Source organism: Pseudomonas sp. SJZ078 (assembly GCF_007828255.1).
In the GTDB taxonomy this organism is placed as follows: Bacteria; Pseudomonadota; Gammaproteobacteria; order Pseudomonadales; family Pseudomonadaceae; genus Aquipseudomonas.
In genome coordinates this window covers 1-20,602 of record NZ_VIUG01000026.1, presented here as the reverse complement: position 1 = coordinate 20,602, position 20,602 = coordinate 1, and the positions used below count along the sequence as shown (strand labels likewise).

The 20,602-nt window shown below is 59.9% G+C and carries 18 protein-coding genes; 13 read left to right on the top strand and 5 right to left on the bottom strand.

The window, feature by feature from the left end; genetic code table 11:
* The first annotated feature begins 22 nt into the window (after positions 1-22).
* Positions 23-946, top strand: a complete 924-nt coding sequence (locus FBY02_RS20480) for a zinc ABC transporter substrate-binding protein (RefSeq protein WP_144930008.1) — start codon at positions 23-25, stop codon at positions 944-946.
* Positions 947-1,126: 180 nt separating this feature from the next.
* Here FBY02_RS20480 and FBY02_RS20475 read toward each other — a convergent pair whose 3' ends face one another.
* Both FBY02_RS20475 and FBY02_RS20470 read right to left on the bottom strand, forming a co-directional pair.
* Complete coding sequence (locus FBY02_RS20475; protein WP_144930007.1) at positions 1,127-2,077, bottom strand: homoserine kinase; 951 nt, start codon at positions 2,075-2,077, stop codon at positions 1,127-1,129.
* Positions 2,078-2,132: 55 nt separating this feature from the next.
* Positions 2,133-2,423, bottom strand: a complete 291-nt coding sequence (locus FBY02_RS20470; protein ID WP_144930006.1) for a DUF2782 domain-containing protein — start codon at positions 2,421-2,423, stop codon at positions 2,133-2,135.
* A 74-nt stretch (positions 2,424-2,497) separates the two neighbouring features.
* On the opposite strand from FBY02_RS20470, the gene polA reads away from it, so the two are divergent.
* Positions 2,498-5,266, top strand: a complete 2,769-nt coding sequence (polA, locus tag FBY02_RS20465) for a DNA polymerase I (protein ID WP_144930005.1) — start codon at positions 2,498-2,500, stop codon at positions 5,264-5,266.
* 305 nt (positions 5,267-5,571) lie between these two features.
* On the opposite strand, the gene yihA is transcribed toward polA, so the two are convergent.
* Positions 5,572-6,213, bottom strand: coding sequence for a ribosome biogenesis GTP-binding protein YihA/YsxC (gene yihA, locus FBY02_RS20460; RefSeq protein ID WP_144930004.1), 642 nt, complete (start codon positions 6,211-6,213; stop codon positions 5,572-5,574).
* Positions 6,214-6,404: 191 nt separating this feature from the next.
* Between yihA and FBY02_RS20455 the strand changes: the two genes are divergently transcribed.
* The 7 genes from FBY02_RS20455 (at position 6,405) to FBY02_RS20425 (ending at position 13,687) form a co-directional block, all read left to right on the top strand.
* Positions 6,405-6,695 (top strand): cytochrome c5 family protein, encoded by a 291-nt coding sequence (locus tag FBY02_RS20455; RefSeq protein WP_144930003.1) that lies wholly within the window; start codon positions 6,405-6,407, stop codon positions 6,693-6,695.
* Positions 6,696-6,741: 46 nt separating this feature from the next.
* Positions 6,742-7,353 (top strand): cytochrome c, encoded by a 612-nt coding sequence (locus FBY02_RS20450; RefSeq protein WP_144930002.1) that lies wholly within the window; start codon positions 6,742-6,744, stop codon positions 7,351-7,353.
* Between the two features lie 194 nt (positions 7,354-7,547).
* Entirely contained in the window at positions 7,548-8,192 is a 645-nt protein-coding gene (locus tag FBY02_RS20445) for a thiol:disulfide interchange protein DsbA/DsbL (protein ID WP_144930001.1), read from the top strand.
* Positions 8,193-8,206: 14 nt separating this feature from the next.
* Positions 8,207-9,085: an endonuclease/exonuclease/phosphatase family protein gene (locus FBY02_RS20440; protein ID WP_144930000.1), complete on the top strand. Its 879-nt coding sequence runs from the start codon at positions 8,207-8,209 to the stop codon at positions 9,083-9,085.
* The gene (locus FBY02_RS20435; RefSeq protein WP_144929999.1) at positions 9,082-11,115 is read left to right on the top strand and encodes a diguanylate cyclase; all 2,034 of its coding nucleotides are present in this window, start codon (positions 9,082-9,084) and stop codon (positions 11,113-11,115) included. Before FBY02_RS20440 ends, FBY02_RS20435 begins: the two co-directional genes overlap by 4 nt.
* A 102-nt stretch (positions 11,116-11,217) precedes the next feature.
* Positions 11,218-11,997 (top strand): N-acetylmuramoyl-L-alanine amidase, encoded by a 780-nt coding sequence (locus FBY02_RS20430; RefSeq protein WP_144929998.1) that lies wholly within the window; start codon positions 11,218-11,220, stop codon positions 11,995-11,997.
* A 76-nt stretch (positions 11,998-12,073) separates the two neighbouring features.
* Positions 12,074-13,687: an EAL domain-containing protein gene (locus FBY02_RS20425; RefSeq protein WP_144929997.1), complete on the top strand. Its 1,614-nt coding sequence runs from the start codon at positions 12,074-12,076 to the stop codon at positions 13,685-13,687.
* 11 nt (positions 13,688-13,698) lie between these two features.
* Here FBY02_RS20425 and FBY02_RS20420 read toward each other — a convergent pair whose 3' ends face one another.
* The gene (locus tag FBY02_RS20420; protein WP_144929996.1) at positions 13,699-15,489 is read right to left on the bottom strand and encodes an ATP-binding protein; all 1,791 of its coding nucleotides are present in this window, start codon (positions 15,487-15,489) and stop codon (positions 13,699-13,701) included.
* A 10-nt stretch (positions 15,490-15,499) separates the two neighbouring features.
* Positions 15,500-16,846, bottom strand: coding sequence for a sigma-54-dependent response regulator transcription factor AlgB (gene algB, locus FBY02_RS20415; protein ID WP_144929995.1), 1,347 nt, complete (start codon positions 16,844-16,846; stop codon positions 15,500-15,502).
* Between the two features lie 436 nt (positions 16,847-17,282).
* On the opposite strand from algB, the gene FBY02_RS20410 reads away from it, so the two are divergent.
* The 4 genes from FBY02_RS20410 (at position 17,283) to gltP (ending at position 20,314) form a co-directional block, all read left to right on the top strand.
* Complete coding sequence (locus FBY02_RS20410) at positions 17,283-17,570, top strand: hypothetical protein (protein ID WP_144929994.1); 288 nt, start codon at positions 17,283-17,285, stop codon at positions 17,568-17,570.
* Positions 17,571-17,650: 80 nt separating this feature from the next.
* On the top strand, positions 17,651-17,815 hold the full coding sequence (locus tag FBY02_RS20405; protein ID WP_003177151.1) for a DUF1328 domain-containing protein: 165 nt from the start codon (positions 17,651-17,653) through the stop codon (positions 17,813-17,815).
* A 2-nt stretch (positions 17,816-17,817) separates the two neighbouring features.
* On the top strand, positions 17,818-18,282 hold the full coding sequence (locus FBY02_RS20400) for an inhibitor of vertebrate lysozyme family protein (protein ID WP_144929993.1): 465 nt from the start codon (positions 17,818-17,820) through the stop codon (positions 18,280-18,282).
* A 700-nt stretch (positions 18,283-18,982) separates the two neighbouring features.
* A complete protein-coding gene (gene gltP, locus FBY02_RS20395) occupies positions 18,983-20,314 on the top strand; it encodes a glutamate/aspartate:proton symporter GltP (protein ID WP_144929992.1) in 1,332 nt (443 codons plus the stop codon).
* Positions 20,315-20,602 lie beyond the last annotated feature (288 nt).

Genomic DNA, 20,602 nt, shown 5'->3' with positions numbered 1-20,602 from the left:
CTCGCCTCTTCGAGTGGTTATCGTGTCCCGATTTTTTTCGCTCTTTGTCGCTTTTGTCGCAACTTTTCTACTGATCGGTCCAACCCAGGCCGATGTCAAGGTCCTTACCAGCATCAAGCCGTTGCAGTTGATTGCCGCTGCGGTGCAGGACGGCGTGGCCGTTCCCGAGGTGCTGCTGCCTCCCGGTGCTTCGCCTCACCACTACGCTTTGCGCCCATCGGATGTACGCAAGGTGCAGTCGGTGGACCTGCTGTACTGGATCGGTCCGGACATGGAAGGTTTCCTGCCGAGGGTACTGAGCGGTCGTACGCTGCCTTCCGTCGCGGTACAGGATCTGCCGGGACTCAAGTTGCGGCATTTTACCGAGGACAGCCAATCCCATACCGACGAGGATGGCGACGAGCATGATCATGACCATCGTCCTGGCACGATCGATGCCCATTTGTGGCTTTCACCGATCAATGCGCGGGTGATTGCCGCCAAAATGGCCGCTGACCTGAGCGCTGCCGACCCGGCCAATGCCGAGCGCTATCAAAGCAATCTCAAGGGCTTCAACCAGCGTCTCGATGCGTTGGACGCGCGCCTGAAATCGCGTTTGGCCGGGGTCGCGGGCAAACCCTATTTCGTCTTCCACGAAGCATTCGATTATTTCGAAGACACCTACGGCCTCAAGCACGCCGGGGTCTTCGCCGTGGCTGCCGAAGTCCAGCCCGGCGCCCAGCATGTGGCGGCGATGCGCACGCGCTTGCAGGCGGTGGGCAAGACCTGCGTGTTCAGTGAACCGCCCCTGCGCCCACGCCTGGCCGAAACCCTGGTGGCCGGGTTGCCGGTGAAACTCGCGGAGCTGGATGCGCTAGGTGGCTACACCCCGGCGACGGCACAAGGGTATGAGCAGTTGCTGGAAAAGCTGGGCAATGATCTGGCGGGGTGCCTGGAGTCCCTATAACACCCGCGTGAAACCCGATTTCATCTGTGGCGAGGGGATTTATCCCCGCTGGGCTGCGAAGCAGCCCCCTGCTTTCCAGCTGACCCACCTGTTCTGTTGCAGCAGATATTTTTTGGGGACGCTTCGCGTCCCAGCGGGGATAAATCCCCTCGCCACAGGATTTTGTGTTCGGCAAGCAAGTTACAGGGCAAAAGGCAGCGGCGTATGAACGTCCTGCCGCTGCGCCAACCGCTGCTGGAACTCCATCGGATCGTGAATCAGCACATCCTGTCCGGCAAAGGATTCGGCGGCGATCAAGCGCGACAGCCAGAACCGCACGCACGCCACGCGCAGCATGGTCGGCCATAGCTCGGCCTCGGCGGCGGTGAAGGGTCGCAGGGCCGCATAAGCGCCCAGCAGCGCCCGCGCCCTCGGGCCGTCGAGCACACCATTGTCATCCGAACACCAGTCGTTCAGGGCAATGGCGACGTCATACAGCATTGGCCCGGAACAGGCGTTGTAGAAGTCGATCAACCCGGTCAGATGCGTGCCTTCGAACATGGCGTTATCACGAAACAGGTCCGCGTGGATGTTGGCGCGGGGCAGCGCGAGGATGCCGGTCTTCTGCAGCGAGATTTCATCCAGCGCCGCCTGCAGCAGCCGACGAGGTTCGGCTTCGAGGTGTGACAGCAGCTTTGCGCCCTCCTCTTGCATCCAGTCCAGGCCGCGATCGGTCTTGCGCTTGATCATGTTGTCCCGGGTGGCCAGGTGCAGGTGCGCCAGCAACTCGCCGACCTGGGCGCAGTGCTGGGCATTGGCCTGCTTGATATGTTTGCCGGCCAGGCGCGGTTGCAGCAACGCGGGTTTGCCGGCCAGCTCCCTGAGCGCAATGCCGTCGGTGGTGCGCAAGGCATAAGGCACCGGCAGATCGGCCTCGTGCAGCACGTCCAGCAGTTCGATGAAGAACGGCATTTCCTGCACCGGGCCGCGCTCCACCAGGGTCAGGACGAACTCGCCCTGCTCCAGGCTGATAAAGAAATTGGTGTTTTCGCTGCCAGCGGCGATCCCCTGGAAATCAAGCAGGCGGCCGAGCCCGTAAGGGGCAAGAAAGGTTTCCAGCTCGGGCCGAGCCAAGGGGGTGAACACAGACATGGTTAGAACTGCCATTGCGGGCGCCCTCGAGTGGGCGCCGGTTGAAATTAGGAAACTATTTCCACTCAAAGATCTTCCATGACGGGATCAGCATATCCGGTTGGTCCGAACGGATGAAGTTTGCATCAGTGCCATCGGCACGCACCAGGAAATAAGGCTTGCCGCCCTTGGGCGTGACCTTGATCGCATACAGGAAGCCGTTTTGCCGGTATTCCTGGATGGTTTTATCGCCTTCCGTGCGAATGGTGACGTCAGGGTCAGCTGAAGGTGCGTCGTCCGCCGCCATGACGGTCAGCGGGGTGATCGTAAACAAGCCAGCCAGTAACAGGCGATTTAGTGTACGCATGATAACCTTGTCCCTTTGTCGTCAACGGTCCCGCTATTCTAGCCCCGGACCCGCCGAAAAGGTTGATCCTGCTCATGAGCCAAGCCCCCCTCGTCCTGGTGGACGGTTCTTCTTATCTGTACCGTGCCTTTCACGCGCTGCCACCGCTGACCACGTCCAAAGGCCTGCCGACCGGCGCGGTCAAGGGCGTGCTGAACATGCTCAAGAGCCTGCGCAAGCAGTATCCGGACAGCCCGTTTGCCGTGGTGTTCGACGCCAAGGGTGGGACGTTTCGCGATGCACTGTACGCCGAGTACAAGGCCAACCGCCCGAGCATGCCCGATGACATGCGCGTGCAGATCGAGCCGCTGCACGCCAGCGTCAAGGCCCTGGGCTTCCCGCTGCTGTGCGTGGACAACGTCGAAGCCGACGACGTGATCGGCACCCTGGCCCGCAGCAGCGCCGCAGCCGACCGTCCGGTGGTGATCTCCACCGGTGACAAGGACATGGCTCAATTGGTCGACGGGCACATTACCTTGGTCAATACCATGACCGGTAGCTCGCTGGACGTGGCTGGCGTAAAGGAGAAATTTGGTGTCGCTCCGGAGCAGATCATCGATTATCTCGCACTGATGGGCGATTCTTCCGACAACATCCCGGGCGTTCCGGGGATCGGGCCAAAGACCGCCTCCGGCTTGTTGGTGGGGGTCAACGGCGGACTGACCGAGTTGTACGCGCAACTGGACATCGTCCCCACGTTGCCGATTCGCGGCGCCAAGACCCTGCCGGCCAAGCTCGAAGAACACAAGGAAATGGCGTTTCTTTCCTACGAACTGGCCACCATCAAGACTGACGTGCCGCTGGATATTGGCCTCGACGACCTGCAAATGGGCCCACCGGACCACGAGAAACTGGCCGAGCTGTACACCCTGCTGGAGTTCAAGAGCTGGTTCGAAGAAAACCAGCGGGACGCCAAGCGTGCCGGCCAAGAGATCGTCGAAGTGGCCGACGAACAACCCGGTGGCGCCGAGGCGAAGTACGAAGTCATCCTCGATCAGGCGCGCTTCGACACCTGGTTGGCCAAGCTCGAGCAAGCGCCGCTGTTTGCGTTCGTCACGGAAACCAGCGGTGACGATCCCCAGCATGCACAACTGGTCGGACTGTCGTTTGCCGTGGCGGCCCATGAAGCGGCCTACATCCCGCTAACCCATTCCTACATGGGGGTGCCGGAGCAGCTGGATCGCGACACGGTGCTCAAGGCCCTCAAGCCCCTGTTGGAAAATCCCGACAAACTCAAGGTTGGCCAGCATGCCAAGTTCGAGACCAACATCCTGGCCAACTGCGCCATTGGTGGTGATCAGGAGAACGGCATCCTGGTCCAGGGCATCGCCTTCGACACCATGCTCGAATCCTACGTGCTGGATTCCACCGCGACCCGTCACGACATGGACAGCCTGGCGCTCAAATACCTGGGGCAAAGCAAGACCGATTTCCAGGACATCGCGGGTAAAGGGGTCAAGCAACTGACCTTCGATCAGATCTCCCTGGAACTGGCCGGCCCGTACGCCGCTGAAGATGCCGACGTAACTTTCCGTCTGCACCAGGCCTTGCAGGAAAAACTGGCGACGGTCCCGAGCTTGAACAAGGTGCTCAATGAGATCGAGATGCCGCTGATGCCAGTGCTGGCGCGTATCGAGCGCCAGGGTGCATTGGTCGATGCCAACCTGTTGGGCGTGCAGAGCGTCGAGCTGGGCGAGAAGCTGGTGGCCTTGGAGCGTGAGGCGTTTGCCATCGCCGGAGAGGAATTCAACCTCGGCTCGCCGAAGCAATTGGGCGTGATCCTGTACGAAAAACTCGGTTTGCCAGTGCTCAGCAAAACCGCCAAGGGCCAGGCATCCACAGCCGAAGCGGTGCTCGCCGAACTGGCGGAGCAGGATTACCCGCTGCCCAAGGTGCTGATGCAGTACCGCTCGCTGAGCAAGCTCAAGAGTACCTACACCGATCGCCTGCCGGAGCAGATCAACAGCCGCACCGGCCGCGTTCACACCAATTACCAGCAAGCCGTTGCCGCGACCGGACGACTGTCGTCCATCGACCCGAACCTGCAGAACATTCCGATCCGTACCGCCGAAGGTCGACGGATCCGACAGGCGTTCGTGGCGCCGAAAGGCTACAAGCTGCTGGCGGCGGACTATTCGCAGATCGAGTTGAGGATCATGGCGCACCTGGCCAAGGATGAAGGTCTGCTCCACGCATTCCGCAACGACCTGGACGTGCACCGGGCCACCGCCGCCGAGGTTTTCGGCGTCGACCTGGAGGCCGTCAGCCATGATCAGCGCCGTAGCGCCAAGGCGATCAACTTCGGCCTGATCTACGGCATGAGTGCCTTTGGTCTCGCCAAACAGATCGGCGTCGACCGCAAGCAGTCCCAGGCCTACATCGACCGTTACTTCGCCCGCTACCCGGGTGTGCTGGAGTACATGGAGCGCACCCGCGCCCAGGCCGCCGAACAGGGGTTCGTCGAAACCATTTTCGGCCGCCGGCTGTACCTGCCGGACATCAATGCGAAGAATCCGGCACTGCGCAAGGGGGCTGAGCGCACGGCGATCAACGCACCGATGCAAGGCACCGCTGCCGACATCATCAAGAAAGCGATGGTGGCCGTGGATCGCTGGTTGTCGACCTCTGGGCTGGATGCCCGGGTCATCCTCCAGGTGCACGACGAACTGGTGCTGGAAGTTCGGGAGGATCTGGTCGAACAGGTCAGCAAGGACATTCGCCAGCACATGAGCGCCGCCGCCACGCTGGACGTGCCGCTGCTGGTGGAAGTGGGCGTGGGCAACAACTGGGATGAGGCGCACTGAGGCGTGACGACTTTCCGGGGGGCTGCTTTGCAGCCCAGCGGGGATAAATCCCCTCGCCACAGTGGAATCTCATTGGCCGCGAGGGGCGAGTCAGAAGTTTCCTAAGGGCATTTCAAAAAATAATCTGAACTAAACCCATGAAATGCCACTCAGAGATTCTGAATGGCTGGTGAAGCCCTTCAATGCTCCTATGTTGTGTTAAGTGTTGGCAGATATCTGGACCCCGCCCTAGCGGTCCGGAACTTGGACCCCGAACTTCCCCCTCCCCATACGAAGTCCGGGGTTTTTTTTGCCTGCGATTTGGTTTATTCGGCCTCTTCGCTGCCCTTGTCCGCCAGTTCCATCCAGTCGGCCAGGATCGTGTAGGCTTCTTCCAGGCCCATGCGCTTGGGGGCCGAGAACAACTGGATGGTGATCGCCTCGCCCCAGCCCTTGCGGATTTCCGATTGCACTTTGAGCAGCGTGTTCTTGGCCGCACCATAGGTGAGCTTGTCCGCCTTGGTCAGCAGAATGTGCATGGGCATGCCGCTGGCAACCGCCCAGTCGAGCATCAGCGTGTCGAAGTCGGTCATCGGATGGCGGATGTCCATCATCAGGATCAGCCCTTTCAAACTCTCGCGGCTACCCAGATAGGCTTCCAGGTGGCGCTGCCAGTGTTGCTTGAGCGGGATCGGCACCTTGGCGTAACCGTAGCCGGGCAGGTCGACCAAACGGCGTTCATCGTCTAGCTTGAAGAAGTTCAACAGCTGCGTGCGGCCCGGGGTTTTCGAGGTGCGTGCCAGGCTTGCGTGGGTCAAGGTGTTCAATGCGCTGGATTTACCGGCGTTGGAACGCCCGGCAAACGCCACTTCGTAGCCTTCGTCGTCGGGGCATTGATCGACTTTGGCGGCGCTGAGCATGAAGGTGGACTGTTGGCACAGGCCAAGGATGGGGTTCTTCAGTTGCATGGGATTTCCGATGTGGGCGGCGTCGGGAATGGACGCGGCAAGCTGTGTCGTTTCCGTTTCAGTGACGCCAGTATATAATGCCGCAGATTTTGTGTGCGCTTTGTCCCAGCGAAGGATGAGGCTCACGAGAGCGATCGACCTAAATTGCGCATCAGAACGCAGCTTGCTCTCAACCCTGAAAAGGTCGTTTTATGACGAAATGGCTGCTAGCTGCCGGCGTCCTGATGCCGCTTTACAGCGCTCAGGCTACACAGGATCCGGAAGCTGTGTACAACCGTGTTTGTGGTGCCTGTCATTCCGGCCAACTCCCAACGGCGCCCCGCAAGGGCGAACAGGAAGCTTGGACGCCGAGGTTGGCGAAAGGTATGGGGACGCTGGTGCAACACGTGACCCAGGGTTTCAAGGCGATGCCGCCGCGTGGTTTGTGCATGGACTGCAGTGCCGAGGATTACCAAGCCATCATCCAGTGGATGAGCGAGTGAACCCGGTCCATAACTCTTTAACCCTTAGCCGTAGTTGGATTAGCTGATGAACAAACTGATCGTGAGTCTGCTGTTGACCTTGGGGATATCCGGCGTAGCCCACGCCGCTGGCGATGCCGCCGCCGGCCAGGCGAAAGCCGCCGTATGCGGGGCCTGCCACGGCCCGGATGGCAACAGCGCAGCGCCAAACTTTCCGAAACTGGCGGGCCAGGGCGAACGCTACCTGACCAAGCAATTGCACGACATCAAGTCGGGCAAGCGTACCGTTCTGGAAATGACCGGCCTGCTGACCAACCTGAGCGATCAGGACCTGTCGGACATCGCCGCCTATTTCGCCAGCCAGAAGGGCAGCGTCGGCGCCGCCGACAAGAAACTCGTGGCTCGCGGCGAGAAGCTGTTCCGTGGTGGAGACCTGGACAAGGGCCTGCCGGCCTGCACCGGTTGCCATTCGCCGAACGGTGCCGGCAACGCCGCTGCCGGCTTCCCGCACTTGGGCGGCCAGCATGCCCAGTACGTGGCCAAGCAACTGACCGATTTCCGCAAAGAAGAAGGCGGTCGTGCCAATGACGGCGACGCGATGACCATGCGCACCATCGCTCGCAAGTTGAGCGACGAAGACATCGCCGCCGTCTCCAGCTACATCCAAGGCCTGCACTAAGGTCTTGAGCGGCGTTGCGAGAGGTGTACACCGCTTGTAACGTTAACGCTCGATTAATCTGTCGATGCAAGCATCAAAAGGGTGGCTTTGGCCGCCCTTTTTTGTGGCCGCTGCCGTTACACTAAGAACTTGAACCCGCCATGGTCTGTCTGAAGACACACCCGCGAGGCCACCTATTTGTCCAGGAGTAAAGCATGCGTAATCTGATCATCAGCGCCGCGCTCGTCGCCGCCAGCCTGTTCGGCATCGGCGCTCAAGCCAACGCCGAGGAATCGAAGGCCCCTTACGTCGAATTGAGCAACCCGGTTCCGGTGGCCGTGCCCGGCAAGATCGAAGTGGTGGAGTTGTTCTGGTATGGCTGCCCGCATTGCTACGCGTTCGAGCCGGTGATCAATCCATGGGTCGACAAGCTGCCTTCGGACGTGAACTTCGTCCGCATCCCTGCCATGTTCGGTGGCCCTTGGGATGCCCACGGCCAGATGTTCCTGACCCTCGAGGCCATGGGCGTCGAGCACAAGGTGCACGCGGCGGTATTCAACGCGATCCAGAAGGAAGGCAAGAAGTTGACCAAGAAAGAAGACATGGCCGACTTCCTCGCCACCCAGGGCGTTGATAAAGACAAGTTCCTGGCCACCTTCGACTCCTTCGCCATTCAAGGCCAGATAAAAAAGGCCCGCGATCTGGCGAAAAAGTACGATATCACTGGCGTACCGACCATGATCGTCAACGGCAAATACCGCTTTGATATCGGCTCTGCCGGCGGCGCGAACGAGGCGCTGCAACTGGCCGACAAGCTGATCGCCAAAGAGCGAGCGACCACCAAGGCTGCTGTCAACTAAGCGCCGCCCACGCCATGGCCCGCTGGAGCACCGAACGCATCGTTGGCCTGCATGAGCCGCGGGTCAACGAGCATCATGTCGCGTCCACGGGCCTGCCCGCCGACAGTCGCTTGCGATTGCTCAGTTTCAACATCCAGGTGGGCATCAGCACCGAACGCTACCGGCATTACCTGACCCGGGGTTGGCAACATCTGCTGCCCCACACCGGGCGTGCCGGCAACCTGAAGAAAATCGGTGAACTGCTGAAGGATTTCGATCTGGTGGCCTTGCAGGAGGCCGATGGCGGCAGCCTGAGGTCAGGCTACGTCAACCAGGTGGAGCATTTGGCCCAGCTGGGTGCATTCCCTTACTGGTATCAGCAACTCAATCGCAACCTCGGCCGTCTCGGCCAGCACAGCAATGGTGTGTTGAGTCGCCTGCGGCCCTGGGCGATAGAAGACCATCCGCTGCCAGGTCCCAAGGGGCGCGGGGCGATCCTGGCGCGCTTCGGCGAAGGCCCCGAGGCACTGGTTGTGGTCATGATGCACCTGGCTCTCGGGGCGCGTACCCGGACGATGCAACTGGCCTATATCCGTGAATTGATCGGCGGCTATAAACACCAGGTGCTGATGGGCGACATGAACACCCACGCCAACGACCTGCTGCAGACCTCGCCCCTGCGCGACCTCGGCCTGCTTGCGCCGCAACTCGAAGCGACATTCCCCAGCTGGCGCCCCCAGCGCTGCCTGGACCATATTCTGCTGAGCCCGACCCTGACCCTTGAGCGTGTCGAGGTCCTGGCCCAGCCCATTTCCGACCACCTGCCGGTTGCAGTCGAAATTCGTCTTCCGGGTTCGCTCACGGCGGATGCATTTCCTGCGCTGAGTTCTGCCCCTTGCGGACCCGATGAATGAGCGACGACGCCGAACGCTGGAGAGAGAAGTACCTCAAGAGCATTGAACAGCAGGAAAAGCTCGAGCGCCGCTGGGATGCGCGGCTCGACTTGCTGCGCCGTGGCCTGGTGCGTAGCACCCTGGCCGCCGAAGGCACGGACCGGGCTGTCGATCAATGCATGAAAGAGATGCGCGAAGTGGTGCGCACCGATGATATGGACGCCGCCCTCGCTGCGCTGTTGCCTCGCTTGGAAAAAGCCGTGCTGGATTCCGAGCAGCGCCGCGAGACCCGGGTCGAACAGATGAGCACCGCATTGACCGCGTTGGTCGCCCAGCTACAGACCTTGCCGCTGCCGAAAGAAGTCCGTCGGCCGCTGAAAAGGTTTGCCAAGCATCTGGAGACGCGGGTCGACCAGGCCCGGGAAATTCCTCTGCTACTCAGCGAGTTGAGCGATTTGCAGGGCAAGGCGCTGAGCGCACTGGAGACGCCTGCCGAAGCGAGTCGCCCCGGCCTGCTGCAACGGCTGTTTGGTGGCCATGGTCACGACGAGACCGCTCCTCAGCCCCACGACCCCGCTCCGAGCAATGTTGCGCCTGAGCTCCCGACGCCATCGACCGAAGCGCCACCGCCGGTACCGATGCAGGCGACAGCCATTTCCGACCCCGTCTTGCCGGTCACGGAGCAGGCCCGGCCTGTCGATGAAACGCTCGAACCGATTGCCTTCATTCCGCCCATGGTTGAATCCGCGCCGAAGTCACTGACCGACAGCCCGGCGCCGCTCCTCAAGCCCGAGGAAGCCGATGGGCCCGCCCCGACTGTTCCGGAACCTGCGGCCGCCGTCGCGCTGGAGAATCCCGACGAGCTGGTGCCCGAAGCGCCGTCACCCGTGCTGGAGCAAGCACCGTCTCTCGATATAGAACCTGATAAGCCTTCGACAACCGTCCAGCCACTGCCCGCCGATCCGGATGAGGCCCATTACGCCCTGCCCGACTCCCCGGAACCGTCCTACAGTTCGGTGGCGAAGCACATCGAAGACACTTTGCTGGGCCTGTTGGGTGACCTGACATTGCCTGAGCGGCATCGCCCCCAAGCCGAGGCCATGGGGGAGCGTCTGCGAAACGGTTTGAACTGGTACGAGTTACTGCCGATTCTCGATGACTTCGCGACGCTTATGTTGGCTATCACCGACAGTGGCCAGCTTGAATTCGAAGCGTATCTGCAACGCCTCAATGATCGGTTGGAGTCGTTCCAGAGCAGCTTGCGTGCTGCCAGTGAAGGCCACGCGGACCATCTTTCGGCCTCCAGGGAAATGGACACCCAGATTCGCGAGCAGGTCGATGGCCTGCAAAGCAGCGTGCAGGAAGCCGATGATCTGGAAGGTCTCAAGCAGGTGCTGGAGAACCATCTGGAAGGCCTGCTCGGTACGATGGACCAGCACCAGAAGCAGCGTGACCAGCGCGAGCAGGAGGTTTCGAGCCGCCTCAAGAGCCTGGCCGAGCGCGTCGCGGTGATGGAGCGGGAAGCCCAGGTCGTGCGTGAAAACCTCGAAGAGCAACGACAAAAGGCATTGATTGACCCGCTCACCGGGTTGCCCAACCGGGCTGCCTGGACCGAGCGGCTTGAACACGAGGTCGCTCAGTGGCAGCGACATGGCAACAGTTTGTTGATGGCGATGCTCGACCTCGATCACTTCAAGCGAATCAATGATAACTATGGCCACCTGGCCGGTGATCGGGTGCTGAAGATTATCGCCACCGTATTGCGCAAGCGTCTGCGCGGCAGCGACTTCATCGCTCGCTTTGGCGGCGAGGAGTTTGTCCTGCTGGTACCCGATACGCCCCTGGCCTCGGGCGCCAAATTGGCAGAGGGTCTGCGGGCGGCCATCGAAGCCTGTCCGTTTCACTTCAAGGGCGAGCCGGTGACGATTACCGTATCGGTGGGCATGACCGCATTCAAGCCGGGGGAATATAGCGATCTGGTGCTTAAAAGAGCCGATCAGGCGCTATATCGAGCCAAATCTGCCGGGCGCAACCGGGTGGAACTGGGCTGAGTCAATTGTTCCATTTTGTTTAGTATCGGAAGGCAAACCAGATCCATGCACAGTGATACGTTACACTGTTGCATTATTGGTCACCTTTAACGCGTTTGCGCCATGAAAATTATCTCCACCATTGTCTTTTTACTCGCCTTGGCCGGTTGCGCCAGCGGTCCCAGGCTCGATACCAGCCACCCCTCGGTCAATCAGGACAGCCGCATCCAGTTTGTCGTGGTGCATTACACCTCGGCGTCCCTGGAGCGCTCCCTGGCGCTGCTGACCCATGGCGAAGTCAGCGCCCATTACCTGATCGGCGACGACAAGGACGCTACTATCTACAAGCTGGTAGACGAAAGTCGGCGCGCTTGGCACGCCGGAGAAAGCGAATGGCTGGGTCGGACCTGGCTCAACTCCAGCTCCATTGGCATCGAGATCGTCAATCCGGGCTACGTCGACGGCCCTACCGGGCGTCTCTGGTACCCCTATAGCGAAGCCCAGGTCCAATCCTTGATCGCGTTGCTCAAGGACATCACCCGACGTAACGCGATCAACCCGATCAACATCATCGGACACAGCGACATTGCCCCCCTGCGCAAGCTTGATCCAGGGCCGTTGTTCCCCTGGAAGCGCCTGGCGGAGGCAGGCCTGGGCGTCTGGCCGGACGAACAGGCAGTGGCGCGCCAGCAGGCCTTATTCCTGGCGCAGCTGCCGAGTGCCACCTGGTTCCAGACTGAGTTGGCCCGCCTCGGCTACCCGACGCCCCGCACCGGCGAATGGGACGTGGCTACTCGCCATGTGCTGGCTGCCTTCCAGATGCGGTATCGACCGGCCCGGTTCGACGGTACGCCGGACGCGCAAAGTGCGGCCATCCTGCAAGTACTCAACCAGACAAAATAATGACGCCTGTCCGACGATAAAGGCTAAATCCAAATTTGCGGCTATAACTCATTGGTAACTTTCGGATTATCAATTGATGAAGGCTGCCCGAGAAACCCTGCATAGCTGGCTCCACCGCCCTCTATTCCTGGCGATGGTCGCGGCTGCCCTGAGTACGTTACTTCTGCTGGCGGGGAGCTTGTTCGTTGTCGTGCAACAGACCCAGCAGCGCGAAAGCGAGCAGATGAACGCCCAGGGTGAACGGTTCCTGCAGAGGCTGGAACAGCTTTTCGGGCAGTTGCGCGAAAGCCTCGATGATCTGCAGAACCAACCGCTGCGTGGATGCGACGAAGAGATGATCGCGACCTTGCAACAGGTCAGTTTAAACTACCGCTTCGTCTACGAAGCGGTGTATATCGACAGTCGCGGTACCTGCTCCAGCCGTCCACGCCAGAGCGGATTGTCCCTTGCCCGTGCGCCCGACTTACGGGGGCCAACCTACAGTTATTGGCTGAACACCACCACCGAGCCCGACGAAAACCGCGCTGCATTGATGTTGGGGCGTGGCAACTTTCGGGTCGCCACCTCCAGGGGGCATCTGACCGATGTGGTGGACCTGCCACCCGGCAGCAGCCTGCTGGTGATCCTGGACCATGGCGAGCGAGCCGTTCCCGTGCTGGGTACCGATCAATATTGGCCGCCCACCGAACCTTGGCCGCCGAACAACCGCAATGCCCTGCAAGTAACAGCGAACCGGCTGATCTATCGCATGCAGACCGACAGTCCGGAATATCAGCTGGTGCTGATTGCCCAGCGCAAAGGCTTTCATATTCCGGCCAATGCCTGGTGGATGTTGCCCACCAGCTTGATATTGGGCCTGGGAATCGGTTTTCTGGTGTTTCTCCTGGCGCGCCAGCGTCAATCCATGGATGTCGAGCTGCATGGGGCCATCCGGCGCGGCGAGTTCCAAGTGCTGTATCAACCCATTTTCGACCTGCGCAGCCGCAATTGTGTCGGTGCTGAAGCCTTGTTGCGCTGGCGGCGACCGGACGGCAGCTTGACCAGCCCGGAGCTGTTCATTCCGATGGCAGAAGATACCGGACAGATCCGCCAGATCACCGACTTCGTCTTACAGCGGTTGTTTGACCAGCTGGGCCAGCTGTTGCGGGCCAATCCGCAGCTTTATATTTCGGTGAACCTGGCGGCATGCGACGTGATGGTACCGCGCATCGGCGAAGTCATCGCCCGCTTGCTGGCGCGGCACCGGGTTTCGGCGCGGCAGATTGCTTTTGAGGTGACGGAGCGCGGGCTGATCGATGTATTGGTCGCCAGGGATAACCTGCAATCATTACGCGATGTGGGTCATCAGGTGCTGATTGACGACTTTGGCACCGGTTATTGCAGCCTGGCTTACCTGCAGACCCTGCCGGTGGACTGCCTTAAAATCGACAAGGCCTTTATCGATGCCCTCGGCCACGACGCCGCCAGCAGTGGCGTGGCACCGCACATCATTCGCATGGCCCATGCGTTGGAGCTCAAGGTGATTGCCGAAGGTATCGAGCACGAGGCCCAGGCATCATACCTGCGTAGCGAAGGCGTAACGTTCGGCCAGGGCTGGCTGTTTGCCCATGCCCTCAGTGCCGTGCAGTTCATCGAGCTGATTACCCGCGGGCGACGACGGCTTGGGCGGCGCCTGGACGACGAGGCTTAGACAATACCGCCTCAAACCGTCAGCGCCATGTAGAACTGGGTGCCCTGCCCTGGCCTTGAGTAGACACCCATGCGCCCTCCGTGGAGTTGAACGATTTCCTTGCACAGCGCCAACCCCAGGCCTGCGCCACCTTTCTTGCGTCCGACCTGGACGAAAGGTTCGAAGATCCGCCCCTGTTGGCCATAGGCGATACCTTCGCCGTTGTCTTCGACGCTGATGATCACCCGTTCGCCGTGGCGCCGGCCTTGCAGGCGGATCTGACCGTTGTCGCCGGTGTGGCGCATGGCATTGTCGATCAGGTTATCCAGCACCCGCTCCAGCTGCGCCGCATCGGCGTGCAGGCGTGGCAGCGGGCCCTGGATCGCCACGAGCAACTCGATGCCCTTGGCTTGGGCCTGGGCGGCGAATCGCAGGCGGGCCGCTTCCAGCAAGTCTTCGATGGAGCAAGGGGCCAGGATCAGCTTCTGCAAACCGTTCTGGTAGCGCGAGAAGTTCAGCAGGTCATTGATGAGCTGCATCAACCGCTGCATTTCTTCATTGACGGTGTCGAGCAGGTCCGCTTCGCGGGATTCTTCAGGAAAATGGACGCGTTCGCGCAGCAGGCCGAACGCCATGTGCATGCCGGTCACCGGTGTGCGCAACTCATGGGAAGCCCGCAGCACGAACTCACTGCGTACCCGTTCGAAGGCGCGCTGTTCGGTGACGTCGTGCAGCACCATCACTGCCCCGAGGATATGCCCCTGGGTATGGCTGACAGGCGTAAGGCTGTAGGTCAGCAACCGGGATTCGCCATCCACCTCGATGCTCAGATCGTCCGGTGCCCGCTCCAACGTTCCGCCGCGCAGCACCAGGTGCAATTCCTCATCCAGATCGGGGCGTCCAAGCGCCTCTCCCAATCCCTGGCCCAAGCGTTCCTCGTCCCAGCCCAGTTGCCGTTGGGCGACTGGATTCAGGTGCTCCAGCCGGCCCTGGCGGTCGATCATCAGCAAGCCATCGTCGATGCTGTCGAGTACCGCTTGCAAGCGCTGCTGGCCGGCCAGCAACTCGTCGACATTGGTGGCCTGATGCTCACGCAGGGCCTGGGCCATGATTCCGAAACGACGCGTCAGCAAGTTCAGTTCAGGAGAAGTGGAAACCGGCAACGTCACTTCGAAATTACCCTGGCCGATGTCGTCCGCGGCTGAAACCAGTGCCTCTATGGGTGTCCCGAAGCGCCGCGCGATACCATGGGCCGTGACGAAACCGATGACCAGCACGGCCACTCCCACCAGGCCCAGCAGGCCGGAGATCAGCAACGCCCGGTCACGGGAGCGGGTCTGGGTGTCGCTGATGTTATTCAAGGCGTGCCGATACCCTTCGATCAGCCCGTTACGCAATACATTGAATTTCTCGGTGAGGTCCTGGATGCCCGTGAGTTGGGACGGCTGCTGGCGAGAAGCTGCAAAGGCCTCGAGGAATCCAAGGTAGTCGGCCTTGGCCTGGGTGAAGTTAGTCGCAGGCTCTTCCAGGCCCTGTTCGTGGGCAATGCCCTCCTCCAGCAGACCGAAATATTGCCGCTTGGAATCTTCCAGCGCAGCCAGGTCGGGCTTGTCATCGAGCATGATCATCAACTGGTCGCCCAGGGTCTGGCGCAGTTTGAGGCCCAGGTCCAGCAAGATGAAGTTGTCGCGCACCGATTGTTCCTGGGTATTGGCCATTTGCATCACGCTGACCAAGCCAAGCAGCAATCCCAGCAAAGCCACTGTGATCAGGGCCGAAATACTGAGAAACAGTCGAGTGCGCAGCTTCATCGCCAGTTTCATAAGGTGCCGCTCACAGGTTGTATTGCTTGCGTTTGCGATACAGCGTGGAGGCATCGATGCCCAGGGTCTTGGCCGCCTGGTCCAGTGTATCGGCCGTAGCCAGTACGGCGCCGATATGGGCCTTCTCCAGTTCGTCGAGGCTCAGCGCGGCGCCGATGCGCGGTGCGTTGTTGACCGGTTGCTCGGCCATGCCCAAATGACTGATCTCGACTTTTTCCTGGGGACAAATGATGCTGGCACGCTCCACCACGTTACGCAGCTCCCGGATGTTGCCCGGCCAGCGATAGCCTAGCAGCGCTTCACGGGCTTCATCACTGAATCCCCGGGCCGGACGTGCATACTCCTTGACGAAGCGGGCCAGGAAACGGTCCGCCAGGGTCAGGATGTCTTCGGCGCGCTCGCGCAGCGGTGGCAAGTGCAGGGTAATGACATTCAAGCGGTACAGCAGGTCCTCCCGAAAACGTCCGTCGCGGACCATGTCTTCAAGATTCAGGTTGGTCGCTGCGAGGATTCGCACATCGGCCCGGCGGGTGACCGGATCGCCGACCCGTTCGTATTCCTTGTCCTGGATGAAGCGCAACAACTTCGGCTGTAATGTCAGCGGAAAGTCGCCGATCTCGTCGAGAAAAAGCGTTCCGCCGTCCGCCTGGTTGACCCGTCCCAGCGTGCTTTCGCTGGCACCGGTGAACGCGCCACGACTGTGACCAAACAGCTCGCTTTCCATCAGCTCGGTAGTGAGGGATGGACAATTGATGGTGACACAGGATTTTTTCGCACGTTTGCTCCAGCCATGGATCGCCCGCGCGAGTTCTCCTTTACCGGTGCCGGACTCGCCAAGAATCAGGATATTGGCGTCGGTGCTGGCCACTTGACGGGCTGTTTCCAGTACCACCTTCATCGCCGGACTGTGGGAGTCGAGGCCGTCCTTGGGTTTGCGCATCTCGCCTTCCAGCGCCTCCAGCCTTGCCGATAACTGGCGGACTTCCAATTGCTTGGCGGTCGCCAGGCGCAACTGATCAGGGCTGCATGGCTTGACCAGATAGTCGGCGGCACCGGCCTGGATTGCGTCCACCGCAGTGTCGACAGCCGAATGGGCGGTGACGATCACCACGCGCATCCACGGCGCCTGGATGCGCATCTGTGCCAGCACATCAAGGCCGTTATCCTCCCCCAGGCGAAGGTCGAGAAAGCACAGGTCGAATACCTGGCGCTGCAACAAGGCATCGGCCTGGGCGGCGCTGTTGGCAGTGGCAACGGTATAGCCTTCGTCTTCCAGGCAATAGCGGAACGTACGCAGAATGGCGGACTCATCGTCTACCAGCAGAATGCGGCCTTGATGCTCCGTGGCTGATTCCATTTTTCCTACGCTCCTTTAATGAATGATGTTGGTTAGTGTCAGAAAAATCGGGCAAGTTGCATGGTCGATTCTGAGCGAATATTACCTATAGAAAGCGCCGCGGTGAGTTGTAGAGACCTAAAGAGCTGATTTACGTAAATTTTTTTCAGTTCATTCGCGATGAGCGGTCAGCCTGCTCATTCCGACCGCCGTTTTCCAACAGCAATTCAAAAAGAATCTGCTCGCCTTTCTCCCCCTCATTCGTGCAATACGCACGACCGCGTTCAGGGCCATCGTGCAGGATGCGATTTCGCTGTTTGATTGGGTGTATTTAACTGACTGATTATTAACGGTTTTTTATCCTGAAATTTCTGGCATGCCGTCTGCAATAGTCTGGTCATCGTGGCGTTTAGAGCGCCTAACCAGATCACCACCCGGGGTGGGGAGGAATTCCAGGATGAATTTGCAACGTGCCGCCCGATTACCTATCACTTCCCTGCACATTCAGCAGGGTTTGTGGGCTGTCCTGGCATTGCTGGTGACCCTCGTGGTGGGTCAGCAACTGCTCCTTTGGCATTACAGCCAGCAGCCCGAGCCAGCGCCGGTGTCGATTCATCGCGCTACCCAAACCCACTTCAGTGCCGTAAGCAGCGTAGCGGAAGCGTCCGCCTCCATGCGGATGATGGATGTCGATCAGGCTCAGCCGCTGACCGACGTGCCCCGCCAGGAGCGCTGGGTGTTTTAAAGCACTGACCGTGCGTCCGACGCGCTCGGAACCATTCCAACCAGTCCCTAACTAAATAGAAAAGCGTAAGGAGAATCACCATGTTGAGCTGGGCAATTACCTTCCTGATCATTGCCATCATCGCTGCAGTCCTGGGCTTCGGTGGTATCGCCGGCACCGCCACGGGCATCGCCAAGATTCTCTTTGTCGTGTTCCTGGTGATGTTCATTGCCTCCTTCTTCTTTGGCCGTCGCGGCCGAGGCTGACCATGAACGCTGCACTAAAAGGACTGGCCGCCGCCCTGCTACTGGGCGGCTGCACCACGGCAATGGCTGCCAATGACGGTCAGATGCGCGTTAATCAATTGCTTCAGGCTGACGCGCAATACCGTGAAACCTGGCAGCACGTCGTCAAGAAAGAAGAGCGTCTGCCGGAATGGGTCATGAATCTGACGGGTGATTCGGAACAGATGAACGCCGTCGAGGAAGATGGCGACAAATATCTGGTAGGCCCGCTGTGCGAAACCCATGCGACGTGCCGCAACGAGCGCCTGTTCGTCGCTTTCAGTTTTGACAAGGACGAGGCCTACGCGTTGCTGGTCGAGGTGCCCGCCGGGTTGCCCGCCGACAAGTCGCCGACCCGTCATGCCAATTACCGCTTCCTCGGCAATCCCGATGAAGGTATGCAAGAACTGTTAATGGAACAACTCAAGAAAGATCCCAACTGGTACTGAATCTGGATAACGGGAAAGACAACCCTGTTTTTCCCTTTGCACAGCCCGAGGAGGGCCGATGCATGACCAGGGGGCCGGGACGTTCTGACCATTCAGGGTCGGAGTGACCTACGGGCACAAGGGGTGCCTGCGAAAGGGCCGGGTCAGGAAAAAGCTGCGACGCAGGTTCGCGAAACCGCAAGGGCTTGGCGAACCTGCGTAGAGCTTGTTAAGCAAGAAGCCCATTCCAGAGCGGCTGGTTATTCAGGTTTGATGATCGCAGTCCCAATGCGGCATTTTGTCCTGTCTTGTCCTGTCACTTCGATTTTTTCCCTGACGTCTGACCGTATATCGGAGAGCTTTCCAGCCATCGCCGTTGCCTTCGGCTACCCGTTTCATCGGTTTCCCCGGCAGAAGACATTAAGCCAGGCTACGCTGAAACCGCCGGTTTACGGCATTTATGCCTGCTTAAATCCCGCATCTGAACGATTTGGAACGCGGGTTTTGTTTTGAAAATTTCATGCCGATTCGGCATAGGGTAGGCGTTTACGGCATTAGACGGTCCCCCCTCGCATCGCAATAGTTGCGCCTTTTTTCGCCCGCCAGTAAGCCGCCAGCGCGCGTTCGGGTGACCTTATACGGGGCGGGAGCACGATTCGCATCGCCATGAGCGGTCGGATTTGCGCTTCTGTCCGAGTCCAATCGAAGTAAGGGTAACGATATGAAGAAGGCAAGATTAAGCCTCGCCTGGCAGATCCTCATCGGTCTCGTGCTCGGTATTGCACTGGGCGCGCTGCTTAACCATTTCAGTGCCGAGAAAGCCTGGTGGATCAGCAACGTGCTGCAACCGGCAGGCGATATCTTTATTCGTCTGATCAAGATGATCGTGATCCCGATCGTGATTTCCTCGCTGATCGTCGGCATTGCCGGGGTCGGTGACGCGAAGAAGCTCGGGCGTATCGGCCTCAAGACGATCCTCTACTTTGAAATCGTCACCACCATCGCCATTGTCGTCGGTCTGCTGTTGGCGAATTTCTTCCATCCAGGCAGCGGCATCGACATGAGCACCCTGGGCACGGTGGATATCTCCAAGTACCAGGCCACGGCCGCCGAAGTGCAGCACGAGCATGCCTTTGTCCAGACCATTCTCAACCTGATTCCGTCGAATATCTTCGCGGCGTTGACCCGCGGCGAGATGCTGCCGATCATTTTCTTCTCCGTACTGTTCGGCCTGGGTCTCTCCAGCCTGCAATCGGACCTGCGCGAGCCGCTGGTGAAGATGTTCCAGGGCGTGTCCGAAAGCATGTTCAAAGTCACCCATATGATCATGCAGTACGCCCCGATTGGCGTTTTCGCGTTGATTGCGGTGACCGTGGCCAACTTCGGCTTCGCTTCCCTGCTGCCGCTGGCGAAACTGGTGATCCTGGTTTATGTCGCCATCGCTTTCTTCGCTTTCGTGGTCCTGGGCCTGATCGCTCGTCTGTTCGGCTTCTCGGTGATCAAGCTGATGCGCATCTTCAAGGACGAACTGGTGCTGGCCTATTCCACCGCCAGCTCCGAAACCGTGTTGCCACGCGTGATCGAGAAGATGGAAGCCTACGGTGCGCCGAAAGCCATCTGCAGCTTCGTGGTGCCGACCGGTTACTCGTTCAACCTCGACGGTTCGACGCTGTACCAGAGCATCGCGGCGATTTTCATCGCCCAGTTGTATGGCATCGACCTGTCCATCAGTCAGCAATTGCTACTGGTGCTGACGTTGATGGTTACTTCCAAAGGCATCGCCGGCGTGCCGGGCGTGTCCTTCGTGGTATTGCTGGCGACCCTGGGCAGTGTCGGTATCCCACTGGAAGGCCTGGCCTTCATCGCCGGTGTCGACCGTGTCATGGACATGGCACGTACCGCATTGAACGTGATCGGCAACGCCCTGGCCGTACTGGTAATCGCTCGCTGGGAAGGCATGTACGATGACGCCAAGGGCCAGCGCTACTGGAATTCTCTGCCGCACTGGCGCAGCAAGGAGCCGCTGCCGGCGGGGGAAACTTCCAGCCGTTGAGGCAGGCTTGAGACCGCTATCGCGAGCAGGCTCGCTCCCACAATGGATCTGAGTGATCGCGGCATTTGCGAATGATGCATGACCCCTGTGGGAGCCTGCTCGCGATGACGGAGTGTCAGCCGACGGTAATGCTGACTAATCCGACGCCATCGCGAGCAAGCTCGGGTCCCACAAGACAAACCCCTGGATAAATCCGTAATGCTGTTCACTTAAGCATTTGAGTCCAAGCCGGGCTTTCTAGAAAATCCGATACCAGTCCTCTGGTATCGGATTTTTTATGCCCATTCA

What these genes read in the sequence shown, in the direction of transcription:
- FBY02_RS20475 (WP_144930007.1), bottom strand. Translation starts at nt 2,077, where the DNA reads ATGTCTGTGTTCACCCCCTTGGCTCGGCCCGAGCTGGAAACCTTTCTT.
- FBY02_RS20470 (WP_144930006.1), bottom strand. Translation starts at nt 2,423, where the DNA reads ATGCGTACACTAAATCGCCTGTTACTGGCTGGCTTGTTTACGATCACC.
- polA (WP_144930005.1), top strand. Translation starts at nt 2,498, where the DNA reads ATGAGCCAAGCCCCCCTCGTCCTGGTGGACGGTTCTTCTTATCTGTAC.
- yihA (WP_144930004.1), bottom strand. Translation starts at nt 6,213, where the DNA reads ATGCAACTGAAGAACCCCATCCTTGGCCTGTGCCAACAGTCCACCTTC.
- FBY02_RS20455 (WP_144930003.1), top strand. Translation starts at nt 6,405, where the DNA reads ATGACGAAATGGCTGCTAGCTGCCGGCGTCCTGATGCCGCTTTACAGC.
- FBY02_RS20450 (WP_144930002.1), top strand. Translation starts at nt 6,742, where the DNA reads ATGAACAAACTGATCGTGAGTCTGCTGTTGACCTTGGGGATATCCGGC.
- FBY02_RS20445 (WP_144930001.1), top strand. Translation starts at nt 7,548, where the DNA reads ATGCGTAATCTGATCATCAGCGCCGCGCTCGTCGCCGCCAGCCTGTTC.
- FBY02_RS20440 (WP_144930000.1), top strand. Translation starts at nt 8,207, where the DNA reads ATGGCCCGCTGGAGCACCGAACGCATCGTTGGCCTGCATGAGCCGCGG.
- FBY02_RS20435 (WP_144929999.1), top strand. Translation starts at nt 9,082, where the DNA reads ATGAGCGACGACGCCGAACGCTGGAGAGAGAAGTACCTCAAGAGCATT.
- FBY02_RS20430 (WP_144929998.1), top strand. Translation starts at nt 11,218, where the DNA reads ATGAAAATTATCTCCACCATTGTCTTTTTACTCGCCTTGGCCGGTTGC.
- FBY02_RS20425 (WP_144929997.1), top strand. Translation starts at nt 12,074, where the DNA reads ATGAAGGCTGCCCGAGAAACCCTGCATAGCTGGCTCCACCGCCCTCTA.
- FBY02_RS20420 (WP_144929996.1), bottom strand. Translation starts at nt 15,489, where the DNA reads ATGAAACTGGCGATGAAGCTGCGCACTCGACTGTTTCTCAGTATTTCG.
- algB (WP_144929995.1), bottom strand. Translation starts at nt 16,846, where the DNA reads ATGGAATCAGCCACGGAGCATCAAGGCCGCATTCTGCTGGTAGACGAT.
- FBY02_RS20410 (WP_144929994.1), top strand. Translation starts at nt 17,283, where the DNA reads ATGAATTTGCAACGTGCCGCCCGATTACCTATCACTTCCCTGCACATT.
- FBY02_RS20405 (WP_003177151.1), top strand. Translation starts at nt 17,651, where the DNA reads ATGTTGAGCTGGGCAATTACCTTCCTGATCATTGCCATCATCGCTGCA.
- FBY02_RS20400 (WP_144929993.1), top strand. Translation starts at nt 17,818, where the DNA reads ATGAACGCTGCACTAAAAGGACTGGCCGCCGCCCTGCTACTGGGCGGC.
- gltP (WP_144929992.1), top strand. Translation starts at nt 18,983, where the DNA reads ATGAAGAAGGCAAGATTAAGCCTCGCCTGGCAGATCCTCATCGGTCTC.